The organism is Acidobacteriota bacterium (assembly GCA_026393675.1).
Lineage (GTDB): Bacteria > Acidobacteriota > Vicinamibacteria > Vicinamibacterales > JAKQTR01 > JBAXOX01.
Genome location: JAPKZQ010000041.1, coordinates 19,014 through 40,060 on the forward strand (window position 1 = coordinate 19,014; position 21,047 = coordinate 40,060).

Annotated in this window: 20 protein-coding genes and 1 pseudogene; 17 read left to right on the forward strand and 4 right to left on the reverse strand. The window is 65.3% G+C overall.

Annotated elements, in window-relative coordinates:
- The first annotated feature begins 3 nt into the window (after positions 1 to 3).
- The 16 genes from NT151_10110 (at position 4) to holA (ending at position 15,616) form a co-directional block, all read left to right on the forward strand.
- Positions 4 to 1,071, forward strand: a complete 1,068-nt coding sequence (locus NT151_10110) for a deoxyguanosinetriphosphate triphosphohydrolase (protein MCX6539268.1) — start codon at positions 4 to 6, stop codon at positions 1,069 to 1,071.
- Between the two features lie 81 nt (positions 1,072 to 1,152).
- The gene (locus NT151_10115) at positions 1,153 to 1,683 is read left to right on the forward strand and encodes a DUF177 domain-containing protein (GenBank protein ID MCX6539269.1); all 531 of its coding nucleotides are present in this window, start codon (positions 1,153 to 1,155) and stop codon (positions 1,681 to 1,683) included.
- Between the two features lie 2 nt (positions 1,684 to 1,685).
- The gene (rpmF, locus tag NT151_10120) at positions 1,686 to 1,868 is read left to right on the forward strand and encodes a 50S ribosomal protein L32 (GenBank protein MCX6539270.1); all 183 of its coding nucleotides are present in this window, start codon (positions 1,686 to 1,688) and stop codon (positions 1,866 to 1,868) included.
- Between the two features lie 5 nt (positions 1,869 to 1,873).
- Entirely contained in the window at positions 1,874 to 2,878 is a 1,005-nt protein-coding gene (gene plsX / locus NT151_10125; protein MCX6539271.1) for a phosphate acyltransferase PlsX, read from the forward strand.
- Entirely contained in the window at positions 2,872 to 3,804 is a 933-nt protein-coding gene (gene fabD, locus NT151_10130) for an ACP S-malonyltransferase (GenBank protein MCX6539272.1), read from the forward strand. The genes plsX and fabD overlap by 7 nt, the downstream gene beginning before the upstream one ends.
- 113 nt (positions 3,805 to 3,917) lie before the next feature.
- Positions 3,918 to 4,655 (forward strand): 3-oxoacyl-ACP reductase FabG, encoded by a 738-nt coding sequence (gene fabG, locus NT151_10135; protein MCX6539273.1) that lies wholly within the window; start codon positions 3,918 to 3,920, stop codon positions 4,653 to 4,655.
- Positions 4,656 to 4,663: 8 nt separating this feature from the next.
- On the forward strand, positions 4,664 to 4,906 hold the full coding sequence (gene acpP, locus NT151_10140; GenBank protein ID MCX6539274.1) for an acyl carrier protein: 243 nt from the start codon (positions 4,664 to 4,666) through the stop codon (positions 4,904 to 4,906).
- A gap of 24 nt (positions 4,907 to 4,930) precedes the next feature.
- The gene (fabF, locus tag NT151_10145; GenBank protein MCX6539275.1) at positions 4,931 to 6,172 is read left to right on the forward strand and encodes a beta-ketoacyl-ACP synthase II; all 1,242 of its coding nucleotides are present in this window, start codon (positions 4,931 to 4,933) and stop codon (positions 6,170 to 6,172) included.
- Positions 6,173 to 6,191: 19 nt separating this feature from the next.
- Entirely contained in the window at positions 6,192 to 6,956 is a 765-nt protein-coding gene (locus NT151_10150; protein MCX6539276.1) for an electron transfer flavoprotein subunit beta/FixA family protein, read from the forward strand.
- On the forward strand, positions 6,953 to 7,906 hold the full coding sequence (locus tag NT151_10155; GenBank protein MCX6539277.1) for an electron transfer flavoprotein subunit alpha/FixB family protein: 954 nt from the start codon (positions 6,953 to 6,955) through the stop codon (positions 7,904 to 7,906). Before NT151_10150 ends, NT151_10155 begins: the two co-directional genes overlap by 4 nt.
- A complete protein-coding gene (locus NT151_10160; GenBank protein ID MCX6539278.1) occupies positions 7,906 to 9,732 on the forward strand; it encodes a (Fe-S)-binding protein in 1,827 nt (608 codons plus the stop codon). Before NT151_10155 ends, NT151_10160 begins: the two co-directional genes overlap by 1 nt.
- Positions 9,729 to 10,412 (forward strand): lysophospholipid acyltransferase family protein, encoded by a 684-nt coding sequence (locus NT151_10165; protein ID MCX6539279.1) that lies wholly within the window; start codon positions 9,729 to 9,731, stop codon positions 10,410 to 10,412. Before NT151_10160 ends, NT151_10165 begins: the two co-directional genes overlap by 4 nt.
- Positions 10,412 to 11,452 carry a histone deacetylase gene (locus NT151_10170; protein ID MCX6539280.1) on the forward strand — a complete coding sequence of 347 codons (1,041 nt, stop codon included), beginning with the start codon at positions 10,412 to 10,414 and terminating at the stop codon, positions 11,450 to 11,452. Before NT151_10165 ends, NT151_10170 begins: the two co-directional genes overlap by 1 nt.
- A 10-nt stretch (positions 11,453 to 11,462) precedes the next feature.
- Positions 11,463 to 14,021: a leucine--tRNA ligase gene (leuS, locus tag NT151_10175; protein MCX6539281.1), complete on the forward strand. Its 2,559-nt coding sequence runs from the start codon at positions 11,463 to 11,465 to the stop codon at positions 14,019 to 14,021.
- Between the two features lie 7 nt (positions 14,022 to 14,028).
- Positions 14,029 to 14,565, forward strand: coding sequence for an LPS assembly lipoprotein LptE (lptE, locus tag NT151_10180; protein MCX6539282.1), 537 nt, complete (start codon positions 14,029 to 14,031; stop codon positions 14,563 to 14,565).
- A gap of 7 nt (positions 14,566 to 14,572) precedes the next feature.
- Positions 14,573 to 15,616 (forward strand): DNA polymerase III subunit delta, encoded by a 1,044-nt coding sequence (holA, locus tag NT151_10185; GenBank protein ID MCX6539283.1) that lies wholly within the window; start codon positions 14,573 to 14,575, stop codon positions 15,614 to 15,616.
- Here holA and rpsT read toward each other — a convergent pair.
- Positions 15,613 to 15,891, reverse strand: a complete 279-nt coding sequence (gene rpsT / locus NT151_10190) for a 30S ribosomal protein S20 (protein MCX6539284.1) — start codon at positions 15,889 to 15,891, stop codon at positions 15,613 to 15,615. The genes holA and rpsT overlap by 4 nt on opposite strands.
- Before the next feature lie 284 nt (positions 15,892 to 16,175).
- On the opposite strand from rpsT, the gene NT151_10195 reads away from it, so the two are divergent.
- On the forward strand, positions 16,176 to 16,922 hold the full coding sequence (locus tag NT151_10195) for an HD domain-containing protein (protein ID MCX6539285.1): 747 nt from the start codon (positions 16,176 to 16,178) through the stop codon (positions 16,920 to 16,922).
- 233 nt (positions 16,923 to 17,155) lie between these two features.
- On the opposite strand, the pseudogene NT151_10200 reads toward NT151_10195, so the two are convergent.
- From NT151_10200 to NT151_10210, 3 genes and pseudogenes are all read right to left on the reverse strand, one after another.
- A pseudogene (locus NT151_10200) lies at positions 17,156 to 17,692 on the reverse strand (transglycosylase SLT domain-containing protein).
- A gap of 78 nt (positions 17,693 to 17,770) precedes the next feature.
- Positions 17,771 to 20,452, reverse strand: a complete 2,682-nt coding sequence (gene alaS / locus NT151_10205) for an alanine--tRNA ligase (GenBank protein ID MCX6539286.1) — start codon at positions 20,450 to 20,452, stop codon at positions 17,771 to 17,773.
- Positions 20,453 to 20,509: 57 nt separating this feature from the next.
- On the reverse strand, positions 20,510 to 21,046 hold the full coding sequence (locus tag NT151_10210; protein ID MCX6539287.1) for a RecX family transcriptional regulator: 537 nt from the start codon (positions 21,044 to 21,046) through the stop codon (positions 20,510 to 20,512).
- Between the last annotated feature and the right edge of the window lies 1 nt (position 21,047).

Consider the following 21,047-nt stretch of genomic DNA (forward strand, 5'->3'; position numbering starts at 1 on the left):
CTTGTGCCGACGATCCGCGAAGTCCTCGAGCAACGCGAAGAGCGCATGCTGGCCCCGCAGGCGACCCGGAGCGCGGCCAGCCGGGGTCGGTTGCGGCCGGAACCAGAAGATGACATCCGTCCCGCCTTCCAGCGCGATCGGGATCGCATTCTCCACTGCAAGGCGTTTCGCCGGCTCAAGCACAAAACCCAGGTCTTCTTCGCTCCGACAGGCGATCACTACCGGACCCGGCTTACGCATACCCTCGAGGTCTCGCAGATTGCGCGGACCATCGCCAAAGCGCTGGCCCTCCACGAAGAACTGACCGAGGCCATTGCGCTCGGCCACGACCTGGGCCACACGCCCTTTGGCCACCAGGGGGAGCAGGTGCTGGCGGACCTCGTACCGGGTGGCTTTGAGCACTACCATCAGAGCCTGCGCATCGTGGATGTGCTCGAGCGGGATGGTGCCGGGTTGAATCTGACCGTCGAGGTGCGGGACGGTATCTCCAACCATTCGAAGGGTAAACGCGGCGCACCGATCGGCCCGGACGTGTCGGCTCAAGCGATGACGATCGAGGGGCAGATTGCGCGCGTCTCGGATCTGATCGCCTACGTCAATCACGACATTGACGATGCCGTTCGGGCCGGCATCCTGGGATACGACGCGCTTCCGGCCGGGCCGGTGGAGGTGCTGGGCCTGACGCATTCGCGGCGAATCGGGCGGCTGGTCGCAGACGTGGTGACCACGACGCTCGAAGGCGGCTTGTCAGGCATCAGGATGACCGAGCCGGTCCTCCAGGCGCTGCTCGAACTCCGGAGCTTCCTGTTTGCCAGCGTGTACGAGAACCAGTTATCGACCGCCGAGTTCAAGAAGGCGGCTGGCATTCTCGGCGGCCTGTGGGAGAAGGTCCGGGAGCAGCCCGAGCGGTTCCTCGATCGTCGGACGCTCGACGGCGAGGGGCTCGATGCCGCCGCGAGGGACTTCCTGGCCGGCATGACCGATCGATACGCCGTCGCCCTCTACGAGCACCTTTTCATCCCCAAGCCGTGGGTCGAACTGGCCGGCCGCTGGGACGGTCGGGTGGAATAGGCTGTCGGGTGGAATAGGCTGACTGCGGGCGGGGCACATGGTATAATCAAAAGTCTGTGCATATCCCGGAAGTCGCGACAGATGAGTGACTTGCTGCTGGATGTCAGCCAGATGCGTGAGGCGCATGCTCGCGTTGAGCGGACCGTATCCGCCGACGCGCTGGCCAACGACACTGGCGTGTTCGGCGTGGACGGGCCGGTGCGTCTGGCTGTCGCGATCCAGAAGGATCGCCAGCAGTTCCGGCTGATAGGCAAAGTGCAGGCGACGCTCGAACTCGAGTGCAGCCGGTGCCTGGTCGGGTTCGAGATGCCGGTCGACGTGGCGTTCGACGTGCTCTATCTGCCCCATTCCGATGCCAAAGCGGATGGGGAAGTGGAAATCGAAGACGACGACCTGTCAACCGCGTATTACCGCGATCAGGTCATCGACCTCGGCCAGTTGGTGATGGAGCAGTTCTTCATGGTTGTCCCCATGAAGCCGCTCTGCCGCGAGACCTGCCGGGGACTCTGCTCGATGTGCGGCACGAACCTGAACACCGGCTCGTGCTCGTGCACGGCCCGATGGGAGGACCCGCGGTTGGCGGTTCTCCGGGAGATCAAGAAGGATACGTAGTCATGCCGAATCCAAAACGACGACATTCCAAGCAGCGGACCGCCAAGCGGCGCACGCACGACGCGCTCAAGCCCATCTCGCTCGGCCAGTGTCCACAGTGCCACGAAGCGAAGGCCCCTCATACGATCTGCGCCCATTGCGGATACTACCGCGGGCGGCAGGTTCGCGAGGTTGAAGAGACCTAGCCCACATGCGGGTTGCCGTCGACGCCATGGGGGGCGACCGCGCTCCCCGCGTGGTCGTGGAGGGGGCAGTGGCCGCCGTCCGGTCAACCGGAGTTGGCGTGACGCTGGTCGGTCCTCCTGAGTTGCTGCGCGCGGAACTGGACCGCGTGCCAGACTCCGCGGCGCTCGACATCACGATCGCGCCGGCGGCCGACGTGGTCGGCATGGGCGAGACGCCCGCCAGAGCGCTCCGGCGCAAACCTCAGGCTTCAATCAAGGTCGCGGCGGAATTGGTAGCCAACGGTGAGGCCGCCGCGCTCTTCAGCGCGGGCAACACCGGCGCGACCGTGCTCGCCGCCTATACCGCGCTGGGACTGCTGGAGGGGGCCGAACGTCCGGCTCTGGCCGCCACAGTGCCGACCCAGTCGGGGGCGGCCATTCTGCTCGACGTCGGGGCCAATGCGAACTGCCGGCCGCGCCACCTGCTCACCTTCGGCATCATGGGCGCCGTGTTCGCCCGCGTGAGTCTTGGAACCGGCGAACCGCGGGTCGGGCTGTTATCGATTGGCGAGGAAGAAACCAAAGGCAATGCGCTCACCCGTGACGCGCACGCGCTCCTGAAGAGCAGCCGCCTCCAGTTCATTGGCAATGTCGAGGCGAGGGACGTGTACTCCGGGGCCGCCGACGTCGTCGTCTGCGATGGCTTCACCGGCAATGTGGTGCTCAAGGTGAGTGAGGGCGTCGTCGAGATGATCGACGCCGTCTGGCGGCAGGTCGCGTTGTCTGATCGCGGGACGGCAGGGCAATCGGCGGCTGTCGAGGCCTTCGAGCGATTCCGGACGCGCGTCGACTACTCCGAGTACGGCGGTGCGCCGCTGCTTGGTGTCGCGGGCGTGTGCATCGTGGGCCACGGCCGGTCGTCGGAGAAGGCCGTGCGCAATGCGATTGTCATGGCCCATCGGTTCGCGACCGAGGGCCTGGTCCCGCGGATCCAGCAGGAATTATCGTTATTGCAGGGGATGGCATCGTGATCGCATTCTTGTTTCCGGGACAGGGGTCGCAGAAAGTCGGGATGGGGCGCGCGTTTGCCGACGCCTTTCCCGTGTGCCGGGACGCGATGGCGGAGGCCGATGCGGCGCTTGGTGACGATCTGAGCGGACTGTGCTACAACGGCCCCGAAGACAAGCTGGTGCTCACGGAGAATACGCAGCCTGCGATCCTGGCCGTGAGCGTGGCGCTTGGTCGCCTGCTCGTGTCGAAAGGCGTGCGGCCAGCGTTTGTTGCCGGGCATAGTCTCGGCGAGTACTCCGCGCACGTGGCGGCCGGGACGATCACGTTTGGCGATGCGCTGAGAATTGTGAGACGCCGGGGGCGCTACATGCAGGAGGCCGTTCCGGTCGGACAGGGGGCCATGGCGGCCATTCTGGGCCTCGACGCGGACAAGGTCGTCGCCGCCTGCGCCGATGCGGCGCAGGGCGATGTGGTGAGCGCGGCGAATCTGAATGCACCCGGGCAGGTGGTCATCGCCGGGTCGAAGGACGCAGTCGCGCGGGCCATTGTGCAGGCGAAGGCTCGAGGAGCCAGGCGCGCGATTCCGCTCCCTGTGAGCGCCCCGTTCCACTGCGCGCTCATGAAGCCGGCCGAAGAGCGGCTCGCGCCCGAACTTCGGGGGTTGGCCGCGGCTGATCCCGTCGTGCCCGTGGTGGCCAACGTCGACGCCGAGCCCAAGCGCGATGCCCGGTCGGCTATCGAGGCGCTGGTTGCCCAGGTGTCGTCGCCGGTTCGTTGGGAACAGGTGATGCAACGGCTTGCATCCGAAGGCATCCGCAAGTATGTTGAAGTGGGCCCGGGGACGGTGCTGACCGGGCTTGGCCGCAAAATTCTCAAGGACGCAGCCTTTCTGACGATCGAGGAGCCGGCAGACCTCGACGCCGTGGTGGCGGCCCTGTTGCTGTAAGTCCTGAGCGAACGAGCGTGGCACGCAAGGCGAGTGAGTCGAAGGATCGTAAGCCCTGAGCCCACGCGGCTGGCTGGCGATGCGCGTGAGTCGAAGGGGAGTCGGATGCAACGATGGTTGATTTGACAGGGAAAGTCGCGGTCGTGACCGGTGGGGCCAGAGGGATTGGCCAGACGATCGCTGCCGAGTTGGCGCGATGCGGGGCCAGCGTGGTCGCGGCCGACGTGCTGGCGGCGGTCGGATCCGGGACGGCAGCGACCGGTGACGGGCGTGCCATCGAGACGGCCGTGATGGACGTGACCGACGCCAAGGGGGTCGAGGCGACGATCGCCGATATCATCGCCCGCCACGGGCGCATCGACATCCTGGTGAACAACGCCGGCATCACCCGCGACCAGTTGCTGATGCGCATGAAGCGGGAAGACTGGGACCGCGTGCTCAACGTGAACCTGACGGGCACCTTCATCTGTGCACAGGCGGTGTTGCGGCCGATGATGAAGCAGCGCGTCGGCCGGATCATCAGCATCAGCTCGGTGGTCGGCCAGATGGGCAACGCCGGGCAGTCGAACTATGCGGCGTCGAAGGCCGGGTTGATTGGATTCAGCAAGTCGCTCGCTCGCGAGGTGGCATCGCGCAACATCACGGTCAACGTGGTGGCGCCTGGGCTCATCGATACCGATATGACGCGCGCGCTTCCGCCCGAGACGCAGAACGAGTGGCTGAGCAAGGTGCCCCTCGGGCGCTTCGGCAGCCCGGAGGATATCGCGTCGGCCGTCTGTTTCCTGGCCTCGAACGAGGCTTCGTACATCACGGGGCAGGTCCTTGCCGTCAACGGCGGGATGTATACGTAGGAGGATGCATGTCTGCGGTTGCTGACAAGGTCAAGAAGATCATTGTGGACCAGCTGGGCGTCGACGAAGAGGAAGTGACGCAGGATGCGTCGTTCGTGGACGACCTCGGCGCGGACTCGCTCGACACGGTCGAGCTGGTGATGGCGTTCGAAGAGGAGTTCGGGATCGAGATCCCGGATGAGGACGCCGAGAAGATCACCCGCGTGAAGGAAGCCATCGAGTACATCGAAGCCCACTCGAAAAAGAAGTAGTCGGGCATCCCGACGGAGGCTCAGGTGAACAGGCGCGTTGTTGTGACGGGCGTCGGGTTGGTGTCGCCGCTTGGCGTCGGCACCGAGGCGACATGGGAGGGCCTCTGTGCGGGCCGCAGTGGTGCGGGCCGCATCACGAAGTTCGACCCCTCGGCGTTCGCCGCGCAAATCGCCCACGAGGTCAAGGGTTTCGACCCGTTGCAGTTCATGGAGAAGAAGGACGTCAAGAAGATGGACGTCTTCATCCACTACGCGATTGCCGCGTCCCAATTCGCGGTGACCGATGCCGGGCTTGTCATCGGGCCCGAGAACGCGCCGCGTGTCGGCGTGTTCATCGCCTCCGGGATCGGCGGATTCGGGACCATCGAGCGCGAACACAAGGCGCTGCTCGAAGGCGGGCCGAGGAAGATCTCACCGTTCTTCATTCCTGCGGCCATTATCAACCTGGCGTCCGGCCAGGTCTCGATTCGCCTGGGTGCTAAGGGGCCGAACCTGGCCAGCTGCACGGCCTGCTCGGCATCCGCGCATGCGGTGGGCGATGCTTACGAAATCATCAAGCGGGGTGCGGCCGACGTGATGATCGTTGGCGGCTCCGAGGCGGCGATTACGCCTATGGGGGTCGGGGGATTTGCCGCGATGCGGGCGCTCTCGACGCGCAACGACGAGCCCGAGCGGGCCAGCCGGCCATTCGACAAGGATCGCGATGGCTTCGTCATGGGCGAAGGATCCGGCGTGCTGGTGGTCGAGGAACTCGAGCACGCGCGCCGTCGCGGCGCGGGCATCTACGCCGAGATCGTCGGCTACGGCATGACCGCCGATGCGTTCCACATCACGGCGCCCTCGGAAGACGGTGATGGGGCCGTTCGGGCCATGGACATGGCGATCAGGTCGGCCGGGGCGATCCCGTCGCAGGTGGACTACATCAACGCGCACGGGACCTCCACGCCCTTCAACGACAAGCTGGAGACGCTGGCCATCAAGACGCTCTTCGGTGAACACGCCCGCCGACTGGCCGTATCGTCCACCAAGTCGATGACCGGACATCTGCTCGGCGCCTCTGGCGGTCTCGAAGCCGGCATTCTGGCGCTGGCCATTCGTCGCCAGACGATGCCTCCGACCATCAACCAGGACACCCCCGATCCCGAGTGCGATCTCGACTACATCCCGTGGAAGGCTCGCACCGCACCCATCACGTACGCCTTGTCGAATTCGTTCGGGTTTGGCGGAACCAACGCCGTCATCCTGATGCGCCGCTTCGACGGCTGAGGTCCGAGGTCGTATCCTCATGAAGATCGCGGTCTGCATCAAACAGGTTCCGGCACGCGACTGGCAGCCGCGCGTCAATGACGATCGCACGTGGGTGCGGGACCAGGACGCGTCGTTCGAGATGAACGAGGCCGACGCCTACGCGCTCGAAGAAGGCCTGCGCCTCAAAGAGAAACACGGGGGCGAAGTCGTGGTGTGCTCGGCTGGGCCGGCCAGAGTGGCCCAAGTCCTCCGGGAGGCGCTGGCGCGTGGCGCGGACCGGGCGATTCATGTCGAAGACGATGGCCTCGAAAGAGGCGATGCGTTCGCGGTTGCGGAGGCGCTGGCCTCGGCGATGCGGGACGAGCAATTCGACCTCGTGCTCACCGGGTTGCAGTCCGACGACCAGGGCTTCGCGCAGACCGGAGTCGTGCTGGCCGGGACGCTGGGCATCGCGTCGGCGACGATCATCATGGAAGTCGATGTGCAGCCGGGCGCCGTCCGCGTCAAACGGGAACTCGAGGGCGGGTGGTTCCAGTTCGTCACCCTGCCGCTCCCGGCTGTCCTGACGATTCAGAGCGGCATCAACCAACTGCGGTACGCGACGCTCAAGGGCATCATGGGGGCCAAGAAGAAGGAGATTCGCAAGGCAGTTCCGCCCGCGGGTCTCGCGTCTCGGCAGCGCATCGTCAGCCTGTATGTGCCGGAGAAGAAGAAGCACACCGAGATGATTGGTGGCTCAGCTGCCGAGGCGGCCAAGGAACTCGTCCGACGGCTTCGTGACGAGGCTCGGGTGATTTCATGATCCTCGTCATCGCGGAACAGCAGGGCGGAACGCTTAATCGCACGAGCCTGGAGACCATCGCAGCCGCCCAGCAGGCTGGCAGCGAGGTGAAGGTCGCCGTGGCCGGCGCCGATGTGTCGGCGGTGGCGGCGGCACTCTCGGCAGCCCAGGTGGCCGAGGTCCTGTGCGTGCAGGCCGCGGCACTCGACGCCTACACGTTGGACGGTTACGTGGCGGCGCTCGCGCAGGTCATTCAGAGCGAGCGGCCCGACCACGTGTTTCTGCCGCACACCTATCAGACGCGCGACTTTGCGCCGGCGCTGGCCGTCAGGCTGGGAATGGCGCTCGTGACCGACTGTGTCGCGACCAAGTGGCAGGACGGCAAGCTCATTGCCGCGCGGCCGATGTTCCAGGGGCGTCTGTACGCCGATGTGGCGACGAGCGGCCCGGCGCTGGTCACGTTCCAGATTGGTGCGGTTCGCGCCGACAGCCTGGTGAATGGCAGCGCGCCAGCGCCCATTCGCACCGTGGCGGTGGCGATCGACCCCGGCGCGATCCGCCAGAAGCCGGAGGCGCCGTTCCGCGAGGCCAAACAGGCCGTCGATTTGACGCAGGCGGAGCGCATCGTGTCGGTGGGGCGCGGGATCAAGGAGCAGGACAAGATCGACATGGCCCGGCAACTCGCCGCCGCGATTGGCGCCGAACTTGGAGCCTCGCGGCCGATCTGTGACGCGGGCTGGCTGCCGATGGACCGGCAGGTGGGCAGTTCCGGTCAGACGGTGGCGCCCAAACTCTATCTGGCCCTTGGCATCTCCGGCGCGATTCAGCACCTGGTTGGCATGAAGGGTGCCCATATCATCGTCGCGATCAATAAGGACCCCGAAGCGCCCATCTTCGAAATCGCGGACTACGGTATTGTGGGAGACCTGTTCGAGATCGTGCCTGCCATGCTCAAGGAGCTACAGGGCTAGTGCACCCAGCGGAGATCTGGATTTTCCGCTTCGTCGTCCTGGCGTTCGCGGCGGCCTTTGCGGCCCAGATCGCGACGCGTCTCCGGCTGTTCCTCCGCGCGCCCAACAACATCCGTATTCCTGATGGCGAGTCGGGCGTCCGGATCTGGCGCGTCGTTCGGGAAGTGGTCTTCCAATCGCGGACCATCGCCGAGCGGCCGCTAGTGGGGCTGGCCCACCTGGGCGTGTTCTGGGGATTCTGCGCGTTCGCGTTGTTCACGGCCGTCGAATTCCTGCGCGGGCTGGGCGTGGCGGATCTGACGACGACCGGGTGGTTCGCGACCTACGCCCTCCTGCTGGTGCCGTTTGCGCTGGCCGTCCTGGTCGGGATCACGGGCCTGATCATCCGGCGCGTGTTCGTCCGGCCTCCCGCCCTCGGGGCATACGTCTCAAAGGAATCCGTGTTGATCGGGTTCTTCATCATCACGCTGATGGTGACGTTTCTGCTCGACTTCAGCCTGACCGAGGGCGTGTCCGCGCGCGTCAACTGGTGGGTGCACGCGCTGGTGATTCTCAGCTTCATGGTGGTGATTCCGGGTTCGAAACACTTCCACCTGCTGGTGTCGCCGGTCACGGTCTATCTCCGGTCGAGCGCGCTCGGGACGGTGCCGAATCTCGATTTCGAGCGGGAGCAGGTTGGCCTCGAGACGTTGAACGACGTCGAGCGCAAGCAGGTACTCGATGCGTTCACGTGCGTGGAATGCGGACGGTGTCAGGTGAACTGCCCGGCCCACGCGACTGGGAAGCTCCTGAACCCCAAGACGCTGATTCTTCAGAACGAGGATGCGCTGCTGGCCGGTAAGATGGATGTGAAGCTGGCCGACATCTTCGATGCGACGGTGCTGTGGCAATGCACCACCTGTGGGGCCTGCGAGAACCAGTGCCCGGTGGGTGTGGAGCATCTGCCGCTGATTATTGGCGCCCGCCGCGGCCTCGTGTCAAATGGCGAGGCGCCCGATGCGCTGGGCGCGGTCTACAACCACGTCGAGCGACGTGGCAACATCTGGGGCCTCGGCGCCGACGAGCGACAGAAGTTCGTGCAGGCGGCCGGGCTCGAGATCTTCGATCCGGCAAGACACGAGTACCTGATGTGGCTCGGGTGCGCAGGCGCGTTCGAGGCCGACTTCCAGAAAGGCCTGCGGTCGCTGTTCGAGATTCTGAGGGCGCGGGGTATCACGTTCGGCGTACTCGCGAAGGAACGGTGCACGGGGGACGTGGCAAAACGCACCGGCAACGAGTACCAATTCCAGGAACTCGCGCGCGCCAACATTGAGAACTTCACCGCGGCTGGCGTCACGAAGATTCTCACGTCCTGCCCGCACTGTCTGCGCACGATTGGGGTTGACTACCAGGAGTTCGGGTTGACCGTCGAGGTTGTCCACTCGTCGGTCCTGGTCGCCGCGATTACCAGGGACGTGGCCGTGCCGGTCATCGATCAGGTGACCTTTCACGACCCTTGTTACCTGGGTCGATACAGCGGGCATACCGAGGAGCCTCGGGTCCTGCTTCAGCGGTTCGGTGCGTCGATATCCGAGCCGGCACGACATGGCGCGAATCCCTTCTGTTGCGGCGCGGGTGGCGGGCTCCTGTTCGAAGAACATGAGGAAGGCAAGCGCATCAGCCAGGAACGACTTGAGCAACTGGAGGCGACTGGCGCCACGACCATTGTGACGGCGTGCCCGTTCTGCTCGATTATGCTGAAGGGTGCGCAGGCGTCGGCCAATTCGGCTGTCGAGTTCGTCGACCTGATGACGTTTGTCGAAGGAAAACTGAAGACCGTCCAGTGAACGAACCTTCCTGGCAGGGCTCCCGTCTCAAGCGTGCCCAAGTCGCGGCAATTGCCGCCGTCGGATATCCCCTTATTGCATTGCTCGGTCGGACGTTCCGCTGGCGGGTGGGCGGATACCAACATTACGATGCGGTGGTGGCTGCCGGCCGCCAACCCATCCTGTGCCTGTGGCACGGCCGAATCCTGCCCGGGACGGTCTTCCTGAAGCGGCGGGGCATTGTCGTCATCACGAGCCAGAACTTTGACGGCGAGTGGATTGCGCGCATCATCCAGCGCTTCGGGTTCGGGACGGCGCGCGGGTCGAGTTCGCGCAACGCGGCCGGTGCGCTGCGGCAGATGGTTCGCGAGATGCGTGCCGGGCATCCGACGGCCATCACGGTCGATGGCCCGCGGGGACCGGCCGGCGTAGCCAAGGCCGGTGCGGTGTGGTTGGCGATGGCGAGTGGCTGCCCGCTCGTGCCGTTTCACATCGAGGCTGAGCGGTTCTGGACGCTCCGAAGCTGGGATCGCGCACAGATTCCCAAGCCGTTCAGTCGCGTGGCCTTCGTCGTCGGCGAGCCGCTGGAAGTACCTCGTGAACTGGACGAGGCCGGGATTGACGTCTACCGGCAGCAGCTCGAGACCCGGCTGGCGGCACTGCGCGATCGGGCGAGAGCGCTCGTCAGCGGGGAGGCGTGATGCCGATCGTGATCGCCACATCTGATCGCTGTGCGCTCCATCAGCCGCCGCCGGGCCACCCGGAGCGGCCGGAGCGCTACGACGCCATGTCGGTGGTAGCGGGGCAATGGCGCGATCGGGGCGCGCAGGTGGTCGAGCCCAATCGCGCGACGCGCGAGCAGTTGGTCAGAGTGCATCACGCGGCGTACCTCGACGAGCTTGCGGAGACGGCAGGGCAGGCCGTGATGCTGGACCCTGACACGTTTACCTCTCCCGAATCGTGGGAGGTCGCAACTGTGGCTGCCGGTGCCGCACTGAAGGCGGTCGATGCCGTGCTCGGAGGAACCGTCACGCGAGCAGCTGCCTTGGTCCGGCCTCCTGGTCATCACGCCGAGCCGTCGCGCGCCATGGGATTCTGCCTGCTGAACAATGTGGCGATTGCGGCCGCCGAAGCGCTGGCGCGCGGCGTCAATCGAGTCGCCATCGTCGATTTCGACGTGCATCACGGCAACGGGACCCAGTGTGCCTTCCTTGCGGATCCACGAGTCTTGTTCGTCTCAACTCACCAATGGCCCTACTACCCGGGATCGGGACATGAGGCCGAAGTTGGCGTGGGTGACGGCGAGGGGTACACGGTAAACGTACCCATGGAGGCCGGCGCCACAGACGATGACTACGATGTCGTGTTTCGTCACATCGTGGTGCCAGTCGTCACGCTGTTCAATCCTGGCCTGGTGCTTGTCTCGGCCGGCTACGATGCGCATGAACTGGACCCCCTCGGGGGCATGCGCATGACGGACGCGGGCTACGGCCGCTTGACGCGTCATCTCGTCGCCGTAGCGGACCAGTGCGCGGCGGGCCGCCTCGTGATGGTGACCGAGGGCGGGTATCACCTGCCGGCGCTGGCGGCGTCGCTTGACGCGTCGCTTCGCGCGCTGGACGGAGAAGACAGGGAGGTCGGGGCCGCCACTGTCCAAGCCAAGGCCGAGCCGCCAGTTCGTGGCAACGCGGCCGTCAAGAGGGTCCGCGCCGCCCAGGCTCGTTACTGGCGTGGACTATAATTCCTGAAGTATGACTGAGTATCAGCCGCAGGTCATCGAGAAGAAGTGGCAGAAGCGCTGGGCCGATGCCCGGGCGTTCGAAGTGACGGAGGATCCGTCAAAGCCGAAGTTCTACTGCCTCGAGATGTTCGCGTACCCGTCAGGGCACGCGCACGTCGGTCACGTCCGCAACTACATGATCGGCGACGTGATGGCGCGGACCAAGCGGATGCGGGGCTATAACGTCCTGCACCCGTTCGGATGGGACGCCTTTGGGCTGCCCGCCGAGAACGCGGCCATCAAGAACGGCATCCATCCCGAAACGTCCACGCTGGCCAACATCGCGCACATGAAGGGGCAGTTGCGGCGTCTGGGCATCAGCTACGCCTGGGAGCGTGAGCTGGCGACGTGCCTGCCCGACTACTACAAGTGGAACCAGTGGCTGTTTATCCGCATGTTCGAGCGCGATCTGGCGTACCGGAAGCGCTCGTCGGTCAACTGGTGTTCATCGTGTCAAACCGTGCTCGCCAACGAACAGGTGGTCGACGGCGGATGCTGGCGATGCGGCACGCTGGTGGCCAATCGCGATCTCGATCAGTGGTTTCTGCGGATTACGCATTTTGCCGATGAACTGCTGCAGGCGATCGACGGGTTGACCGACTGGCCCGAAAAAGTCCTGACGATGCAGCGGAACTGGATCGGGCGGTCCGTGGGCACCCGTGTAAGATTCCCGCTGGTTGACGCTTCAGGATCTGGCGGATCCGTGGACATCGAGGTCTTTACGACCCGGATCGACACCATCTTCGGCGCGACCTTTGTCCTTCTGGCGCCCGAGCACGAGCTGGTCGAGCGCATGGCGGCCGAGTCGCCTGATCCGGCGGCCTTCCGCGAGGCCAACAACAGGTTCCGCAGGCAGGACCGGAGCGCCCGGCTGACTGGCGAGGTCGAGAAAGAGGGATTCAGCACCGGGCGGTTCGCCATCAATCTGTTCACCGGCGAGCACGTGCCCATCTGGGTCGCCAACTTCGTGCTGGGCGAGTACGGCACCGGCGCCGTGATGGCCGTGCCCGCGCACGACCAGCGCGACTTCGAGTTCGCCACGAAGTACAAGCTGCCCATCCGCGTGGTGATACAACCGGAGGGCGATGGCGCCGCGGTGCTCGACCCAGAGACGATGACCGCCGCGTACGAGGAACCCGGACGAGTGGTCGCCTCCGGGGAGTACAACGGCCTGTGGTCGACCGACGCCATCGACATCATGGCGGGCAAGGCCGAGCGCCGGGCGATTGGTCAGCGGACTGTGCAGTTCAGGCTCAAGGACTGGGGGATCTCGCGGCAGCGGTACTGGGGCACGCCCATCCCGATCATCTACTGCGAGTCGTGCGGCATGGTGCCCGTTCCGGATTCACAGCTCCCGGTCGTGTTGCCGAAGGTGGCCGAGTTCACGGGGCGCGGCAGTTCACCACTGGCGAGCGTTCCTGAGTTCGTCAATACGCCGTGTCCGAGGTGCGCCAGGCCCGCGCGCCGCGAGACGGACACGATGGACACGTTCGTCGATTCGTCATGGTACTTCTATCGCTTCTGCGATTCGACAAACGATCAGATGGCGTTCGACCCGGCCAAGGTCAAGTACTGGGCGCCGGTCGACTTCTACAGCGGGGGCGTCGAGCATGCGATCCTGCACCTGATCTACTCGCGGTTCTTCGCGCGGGTGTTCCGCGAACTCGGGATGGTGACCCACGACGAGCCGTTCGCCCGCCTGCTGACTCAGGGGATGGTGCTGAAGGACGGCGCCGTCATGTCGAAGTCGAAGGGCAACGTCGTCGACCCCGACGACATGATCGCCAGGTACGGCGCCGATGCCCTGCGGCTGTACGTGATGTTCGTGGCGCCGCCCGAGAAGGAAGTGGAGTGGAGCGACGCCGGGCTCGAAGGGGCCTTCCGGTTTCTGATGCGGGTCTGGCGTGTTGTGCAGGCGTGGCGCGAGCCGATGGCGTCGGGAGTGGTTCCGATCGTCGCGAGCGAACTGACCGACGCCGAGCGGGCGCTCAGACGCAAGACGCACGAGACGATCCGCCGCGTCACGCTTGACCTGGATCCCCGCGTCCACCTCAACACGGCGGTGTCGGCGCTGATGGAGCTGGTCAACCAACTCTACCTGTTTGCCGATCAGCACACGCTGGCCGGGCGGCCGGGGAGGAGAGCCGAGGAGGACGCGAGCGTCGAGGCCGAGCGGCCACAGACCGTCGCCGTGCTGTCCGAGGCCATCAGTGCGCTGGTGCTGATGCTGTCGCCCTTCACCCCTCACATGGCCGAGGAGTTGTGGGAGCAGATGGGACACCCGGACGGTATCATCCATGCGTCGTGGCCGTCGTCTGATCCGGAAGTGGCGAAGGCCGACGAGATCGTGATCCCCGTGCAGGTGAACGGTAAGCTGCGAGGGAGGATTACGGTTCCAGCCGACAGCTCCGAGGAGGACATTCGAGCCGCCGCGCTGGCGGACGGCGCGGTGGCCTCCCACGTTCACGGCAAGACGATGAAGAAAGTCATCGTCGCCAAGGGCAAACTCGTCAGCATCGTGGTGCAGTAGGAGTCACGTGCGTACGTTCTTCAAGATCGCCATCATCGTCGTGCTCGCGGCGCACACCGCCGCGTGTGGCTACACCCTCGCGGGCCGGGGCTCATTCTTGCCGGCGTACATCAAGACTGTCGGCATTCCGGAGTTCACGAATGCGACGCCGTACTTCGAGGTCGAGCGGCTGTTTACCGACAAGATCCGATCGGAGCTGATCGGGCGGGGCAAGTACCAGGTGCTGCCTCAGGCGACGGGGGTCGACGCGGTGCTCCGGGGTGCCATCGCGAGCATGACGATCCTGCCAGCCAACTTCAACCAGCAACAGCAGGCGACGCGCTTCGTCATCACGATCACCACGTCGATTGAGCTGGTGGACCTCAAGACGAACAAGAACATCTGGCAGAACCCAAGCATGGTATTTCGCGAGGAATACGATCTGCCGGCCGATCTGCAGGCCGGAGATCCTTCGGCCTTCTTCGGACAGAGTTCGAACGCGCTGCAACGGGTCGCGACCGATTTCGCGCGAACCGTGATCAGCTCCATCCTGGAAGCGTTCTAGGCCGGAGATGGCCGAGAAGGCACCGGCTCGCATCTCGCCCGCGGCGCTCGAGCAGCAGATTGCCTCGGGGCGCGTGCAACCTGTCTACCTGTTGTTGGGGCCCGATGACGAGGCCAAGTCGCGCCTGGTGGCGCGATTGGCGGAGACCATCGAGGAAGACCTCCGGGCGTTCAATGTCGACAAGGTGTATCCGGCCGAGCAGCGGGACGAGGCGCGCAAACAGTTCTGGAACCTGATGCAACTGGTCCGAACGCTCCCGCTGATGTCGCCGAGGCGGGTGGTCGTGGTCGCTCAGGCCGAGCGGCTGATGCCGATCTTCAAGCATCCAGAAGACGAAGCGCCCCGCGAACCGGTGGACAAGTCCGGGCGGCGCGGTAAGAAGGGTGTGGCGAAAGCCGCAGGCGAGGCCGAACTGGAGGCGCTCGAGCAGTACCTGCTCTCACCCTCGGCCGAGACGGCCCTCGTGTTTGTCGCGGGATCCGACCTGAAGCGCAACCTCAGGCCGGTGATGTTGATCGAGAAACACGCGACGGTCGTCGACTGCGATCCGCTGTCGGATGCCGGCGATGCCGCGGCGTGGGTCAAGGCGGAGGCCGCCAAAGAGGGGATTCGGATCGAGGCCGGAGCCGTGCGGTTGCTGGCCAGGCTGGCCGGCGATGACATCACCCGCCTGCGAGCTGAATTCGAGCGCGCGCTGGTGTTTGCGTCCGGCGACGGCCTGATCACGGAGGCTGCGGTGCAGGAAGTGGCGAGCGCACCGACGACGCGGGATCCCTGGGCGATGACCAACGCCATCGCCGCCGGCGACGCGAAGGGCGCGCTGCGCGAATTGGCGCTCAAGTTTGATGCAGGCGAGATGCCCGTGATGATCCTCGGGCAACTGGCGTGGTTTACGCGGATGAAGCTCGCGCCGGCCCGGGTGGCACGCGCGGTCGACGCAGAGTTCCGGACCGACCTCGCGCTGAAGACGTCGCGCGGGGAGCCGCGCATCCTGCTGGAGCGGCTCGTCGTCGAGTTGTGTGGAGAAGGAGACCGCCGAAAAGGTAGTTAAACCTTCTTGGCGGCGGTTCCGGCGGCGACCTTCGTCTGAAGTCGGGACTTGTACCGGGCGGCCGCGTTCTTGTGGATCACGCCCTTGGTCACCATCCGGTCAATGAGCGACACGGTGGCCTTCAACTCGTCCTTGGCCTTCAGGAACTCATCGTCGTCGATCAACGCGCGGATGGCTCTGAGGGCATTCCGGAGCTTGGAGCGGAACTGCCGGTTGTGTTCACGGTGGACGACATTCTGCCGATGCGCCTTGAGCGCGGATGCATGACTGGCCACAGGATCCTCTGAAACTCTATACACCACAGGCTGGCCCCATGCCGGCCCATGAACTTCGAATCATAGCATTTCGCGGCCGCTGGCGCGAGCCACAGCATCCCCCAAAAACACTGTGGGGCTACAAGTTCCGCCGGTGCATACCCCCGTTTCTTGTGGCTCGACGCGGTGCAGGCTCGCCAGATCTCCCTACCACGCGTGTGCAACCGTGTGCCGTCCCGGGCAGCCGAGTGCCGCCGCGATCCGCGCTGGCGTGGTGGCATCACCCTTGCCTCCACGAGAGGTCAGTGGCGTTCGTGTCGGACGCCAAACAGCCTGTTTCGGCACAGGCGAGACGCGGGAAGGGTATGCTGCAAACGGAACTGGGAAGAGTCGAATCGGTGCTGGTCACGCTCGAGAAGAAGCGCCCAGAGGTCGCGGCCCACTGCCGCCGTGTCGCGGCGTATTCGGTCCGGATGGCGTCCCAATACGGGTTCGATGCCGGGACCATCGAGACGATCAGGACGGGGGCCCTGCTGCACGATGTGGGTAAACTGCTGGTGCCGTCGCGCATCCTCAACAAGCCCGGTCGTCCCAACGCTCGTGAATGGCGCGAGTTGAAGATCCACCCGGAGTTGGGGACGGAGATCGCGCATCGCTGCGGGTTTGACGATGACGTGTGCAGCATTGTGCTGTCGCACCACGAGCGGTACGACGGGGCAGGGTACCCGGACGGCGTCGGCAAGGAGCATCTCCACTTCACCGTCAGGATCGTCAGCGTGATGGACACGTTTGATGCGCTGACCAGTTCCCGCGATTACCGGGAACGGTTGACCATTGACGCGGCCAGGACGCTGATTGCGCGGGGAGTGGGGAGCCAGTTCTGTCCGTGGGTCGTGAGCGGCTTGCTCGCCATGCCGCCGCAGATGTTCAACATGGGGCCGGCCGAGACGCGGACGGCGCCTCAGCAGGCAGAAGGACAAGTCTTCATGCCGCCAGAACAGATCGCCCAGTCCTGGCACGCACAGCCCCCCTCCGCCCTCTGCGCCTGCTAGAAAAGGGGTCTGACCCCATTTCGTGGGGGCTAGCGGCGGTAGCTGTAGACCTCGTAGTCGCCGGACGCTGGCTTGGTGTCGCTGTATCGCGACACGGGCTGGCCGTCGGCGTTGATGGCGACCGTCTTGTAGAGGACGCGGACACCCTGAGGAAGAGGAACGGTCTTGGCGGCCGTTCCCGAAGCCTGGTTCTTCGCGGTCGTTGCTGCGGCCGAAAGCGGGCTGATGTTCCGCACACGCTCGACGTAATCCTGGGTTTCGCGATATGGCGGCACCGCGTTGCCATACTTCTCAACGGCCATGGGGCCGGCGTTGTACGCCGCGAGGGCCAGCGTCTCGTCGGTGCCGTAGCGGTCGAGCAGCGTCCTGAGATACCGAACGCCCCCGCGGATGTTGTCCTCGGGGTCGTAGGCGTTGATGACGCCAACATCCAGGGCGGTCGACGGCATGAGCTGCATCAGGCCCATGGCGCCTTTGGGCGACCGGGCCCGCGGGTTGAAGCCGGATTCCACCTGGATGACGGCGCGGACCAGGTCGGTCCGGACGCCGTTTGCCGCCGCGTAGCGCTCAATCAGACCATCGAACTGACTGGCGTACTCGTCGGCCGGAGGGCGGGTGGCGAGAATCGTCCTGCTGGAGCCTGGTACAGCGTAGGTCTTATAGGCTCGCGTCTCCCGGGGCAGCGTGTCGCCCACAACCGGATTCCCATTCGCATCGCGCCAGATATAGATCTGCGCCTCAACCGGCCTGGCGAGGGCCAGTGTCACCATTCCGAACAGGAGCGCGAACGCGGCGCGAAGTATGGTCATAGCCTTCCATTGCCGTATCGGCGCGAGCGTCTCACGACTTCAGCCCTCCAGCAGTTTCACAATGGCCTGTCGGGCGGTTTCCATCAGTTCGTCGAGTCTTTCCGGGTTCTTGCCTCCGGCCTCGGCGAAATCCGGCCGTCCACCGCCCCCACCCCCGACAATTGGCGACACCAGCTTGACCAGCTTCCCAGCATGGACCCTGGCCGTCAAGTCGGGGGTCACCGACACGACCACCTGGACCCGTCCGTCCCCGACGGCGCCCAGCACCACGACACCCGAACCCAGCTTGCCCTTGAGCGAGTCGGCCAGGTCACGCAGCGCGTTCTTGTCCAGGTCGGCCACCTTGCGGGTCAGCACCTTTGCCGTCCCGACCGTCACCACGTCACCGGCATTGTCCGGCCCGCCGCCCATCGCGGCCTTCATCTTGAGCTGGCTGACCTCGCGGGTGAGGCGCTTCACTTCTCCCTGCAGCCGCTCAATCACTTCGACGGCTTGTTCCGAGGGGACATTCAGCCGGCCGAGGATACGCTCGACCGTTCGGCGCTGGGCCTGCAGACGGGCCACAGCCGCCGCTCCGGTGACGGCCTCGATTCGGCGGACCCCGGCGGCAATGCCGCCCTCCTCGACAATGACGAACGGTCCGATGTCGCCCGTGGCCCGCACATGGGTGCCTCCGCACAACTCGAGACTGAATCCCGGCACCGCGACCACACGCACCTTGTCGCCGTACTTCTCGCCAAACAGCGCCATCGCGCCGGCGGCCATCGCCTCCTGTGTCGATCGTACCTCGGTTTCCACCGGGGTGTTCTTGAAGGCCTGTTCGTTAACGAGGCGCTCGACCTCCGTGAGCTCTTCCGGGCTGAGCCCCGCGAAATGGACGAAGTCAAAGCGGAGTCGATCGGGTGTCACCAGTGAGCCGGCCTGCTTGACGTGAGCGCCCAGCACCTTCCTCAAGGCCGCATGCAGCAGATGCGTCGCGGTGTGATTTCGCCTGGTGGCATCGCGCAGGGAGACATCGACCTGGGCGTCGACCAGATCACGCGGCTTGAGCGAGCCGCTGGTGACGCGAACGCGATGCAGGCGGGGCCAGTGGCTACCGCCCCTCGCCATCCCTTCAACGATCGCATTGGCCGACCCATTGCTGGCGACGAGGCGTCCCGTATCAGAGACTTGTCCGCCAGCCTCGACATAGAACGGCGTCTTTGCCAGCGCCACGTACCCGATGGCGCCCTCGCCAATTGCTGCGGTCTCTCGACCACCTGTATCCAGGACGGCGACGACCGGTATGCCCGTCACGCTGGTCGAGGAATAACCGTCAAACGTATCGCCTGCTTGCTCAAGCGACGCGCGCGTCTGGTCGCCGACCGTATAGCTCGCGACGGCAGCCGCGCCGCCGAACCCGCTGCTGGCGCGCGCCCGCGTCTTCTGGGCCTCCATGGCCTGATCGAACCCCGGCTTGTCGAGCGCGAGACTCCGCTGCGCCGCCACATCTTCGATGAAGTCGTAGGGAAGGCCGTACGAATCGTAGAGCCGGAACACGTCGTCCCCCGCCACGGGGCCTGGGGCCGACCGATCCAGCAGTTCCTCGAGGCGGGGCAGGCCGGTGACGAGGAGCGATTCGAAACGTTCTTCTTCGCTGTGCACGACCTTCTTGACGTAGTCCTGTCCGGACCGCAACTCCGGATAGGCATCGCCCATCTGCGTCACGAGGACATCGACGAGGCGGAACAGGAACGGCTCGGTCAGGCCAAGTTTGTTGCCGTGCCGCATCGCTCGCCGCATGATTTTACGAAGCACGTAGCCGCGCCACTCGTTCGAAGGCACGACCCCATCCGCGATGAGGAAGGTCGTGGCGCGAGCGTGGTCGGCGATCACGCGCATCGACACGTCGGCCGGGTCCATCGTCCCGCCATGCCGCCGGTTGGTCATCGCGCCGATCGCGTCGAAAAGCGGCGCGAACAGGTTCGTATCGTAGTTCGACAGGACGCCCTGCATGATGGCCGTGATGCGCTCGAGCCCCATGCCGGTGTCGATCGACGGTGCGGGCAGCGGCTGCAGGGAGCCGTCCGGCTGGCGGTTGAACTCCATGAAGACGTTGTTCCAGACCTCGACGTAGCGGTCGCACGAACACTCGAGCCCGCGGCACACCGGCTCCGCGCACGGCACCGTGTTGCCCCGGTAGTAGTGGATCTCCGAGCATCGACCGCACGGTCCGGTTTCGCCCATTGCCCAGAAGTTGTCGGCCGCACCCAACTCGTGGATGCGCTCGGCGGGCAGCACTTTCCGCCAGTGCCCATAGGCTTCGTCGTCGCGGGCCACGCCCTGTTCGCCGGCAAAGACGGTCGCGTGGAGACGATCGGCCGGCAGTTTCCAGGCATCGGTCAGCAGCGACCACGCGAATGCGATGGCGTCTTGCTTGAAGTAGTCGCCAAACGAGAAATTGCCGAGCATCTCGAAAAAGGTGTGGTGTCGCAGAGACGGCCCGACGTTTTCGAGATCGTTGTGCTTGCCGCTGACGCGCATGCACTTCTGCGAACTGGTCGCGCGCCTGTAGTCGCGGCGGTCCTTGCCGAGAAACACGTCCTTGAACTGGTTCATCCCCGCGTTGGTGAACAGCAACGTGGGATCGTCGGCTGGCACCAGCGGAGTACTCTGGACAATGCGATGACCGTGCTGTTCGAAAAACCCGAGGAAACTGCGCCGAATCTCGTTCGAGGTCATCCCTCTATTCTATCAAGGGGGTCCCGGATTCAGAAATTTGGATCGGCAGTGGTGGCCTCACTCCGCGGTGTCAGGCTCGTCAGGCGTCCGGCCGCGTTTCCAGTAGGGCTTCAGCGCATCGCGCACGATGGAGGGAGAGAACCCGCGGCGGAACAAGGCGCCATAGAGGCGGCGGTACGTCGCCGGATCGCGGATGACCTGACCGCCATGCATCCGCGACGCGAGCACTCGACTGGCGAGTGCGAGTTCGTCGGTCTCACCGAGGATCTCGTCGAGTGTTTCCCGAACCAGTTCGGATCGGAAGCCCATCACTTCGAGTTCCCGCTGCGCGCGCTGGCGGCCGCGCAGTTTGACGACGACCAGGGTCCGGGCGCAGGCGCGGACGGCCCGGTTGTCGTCGATGAACCGATTCTCGGTGAGTCGGGCGACGACCGCGTCGACCACGACGGGATCGAATCCTCGGTCAGCCAGCCTCGACGTGACTGAGGCGGCGGCCAGTTCGCGGGCGGAGAGCCACCGCAGCGCCAGGCCGTAGGCGGCGCGGCGCGCTTTCTCGGGTTCGAGCGGGGGAGTGGGCGAGGTCCTTCGGAACACA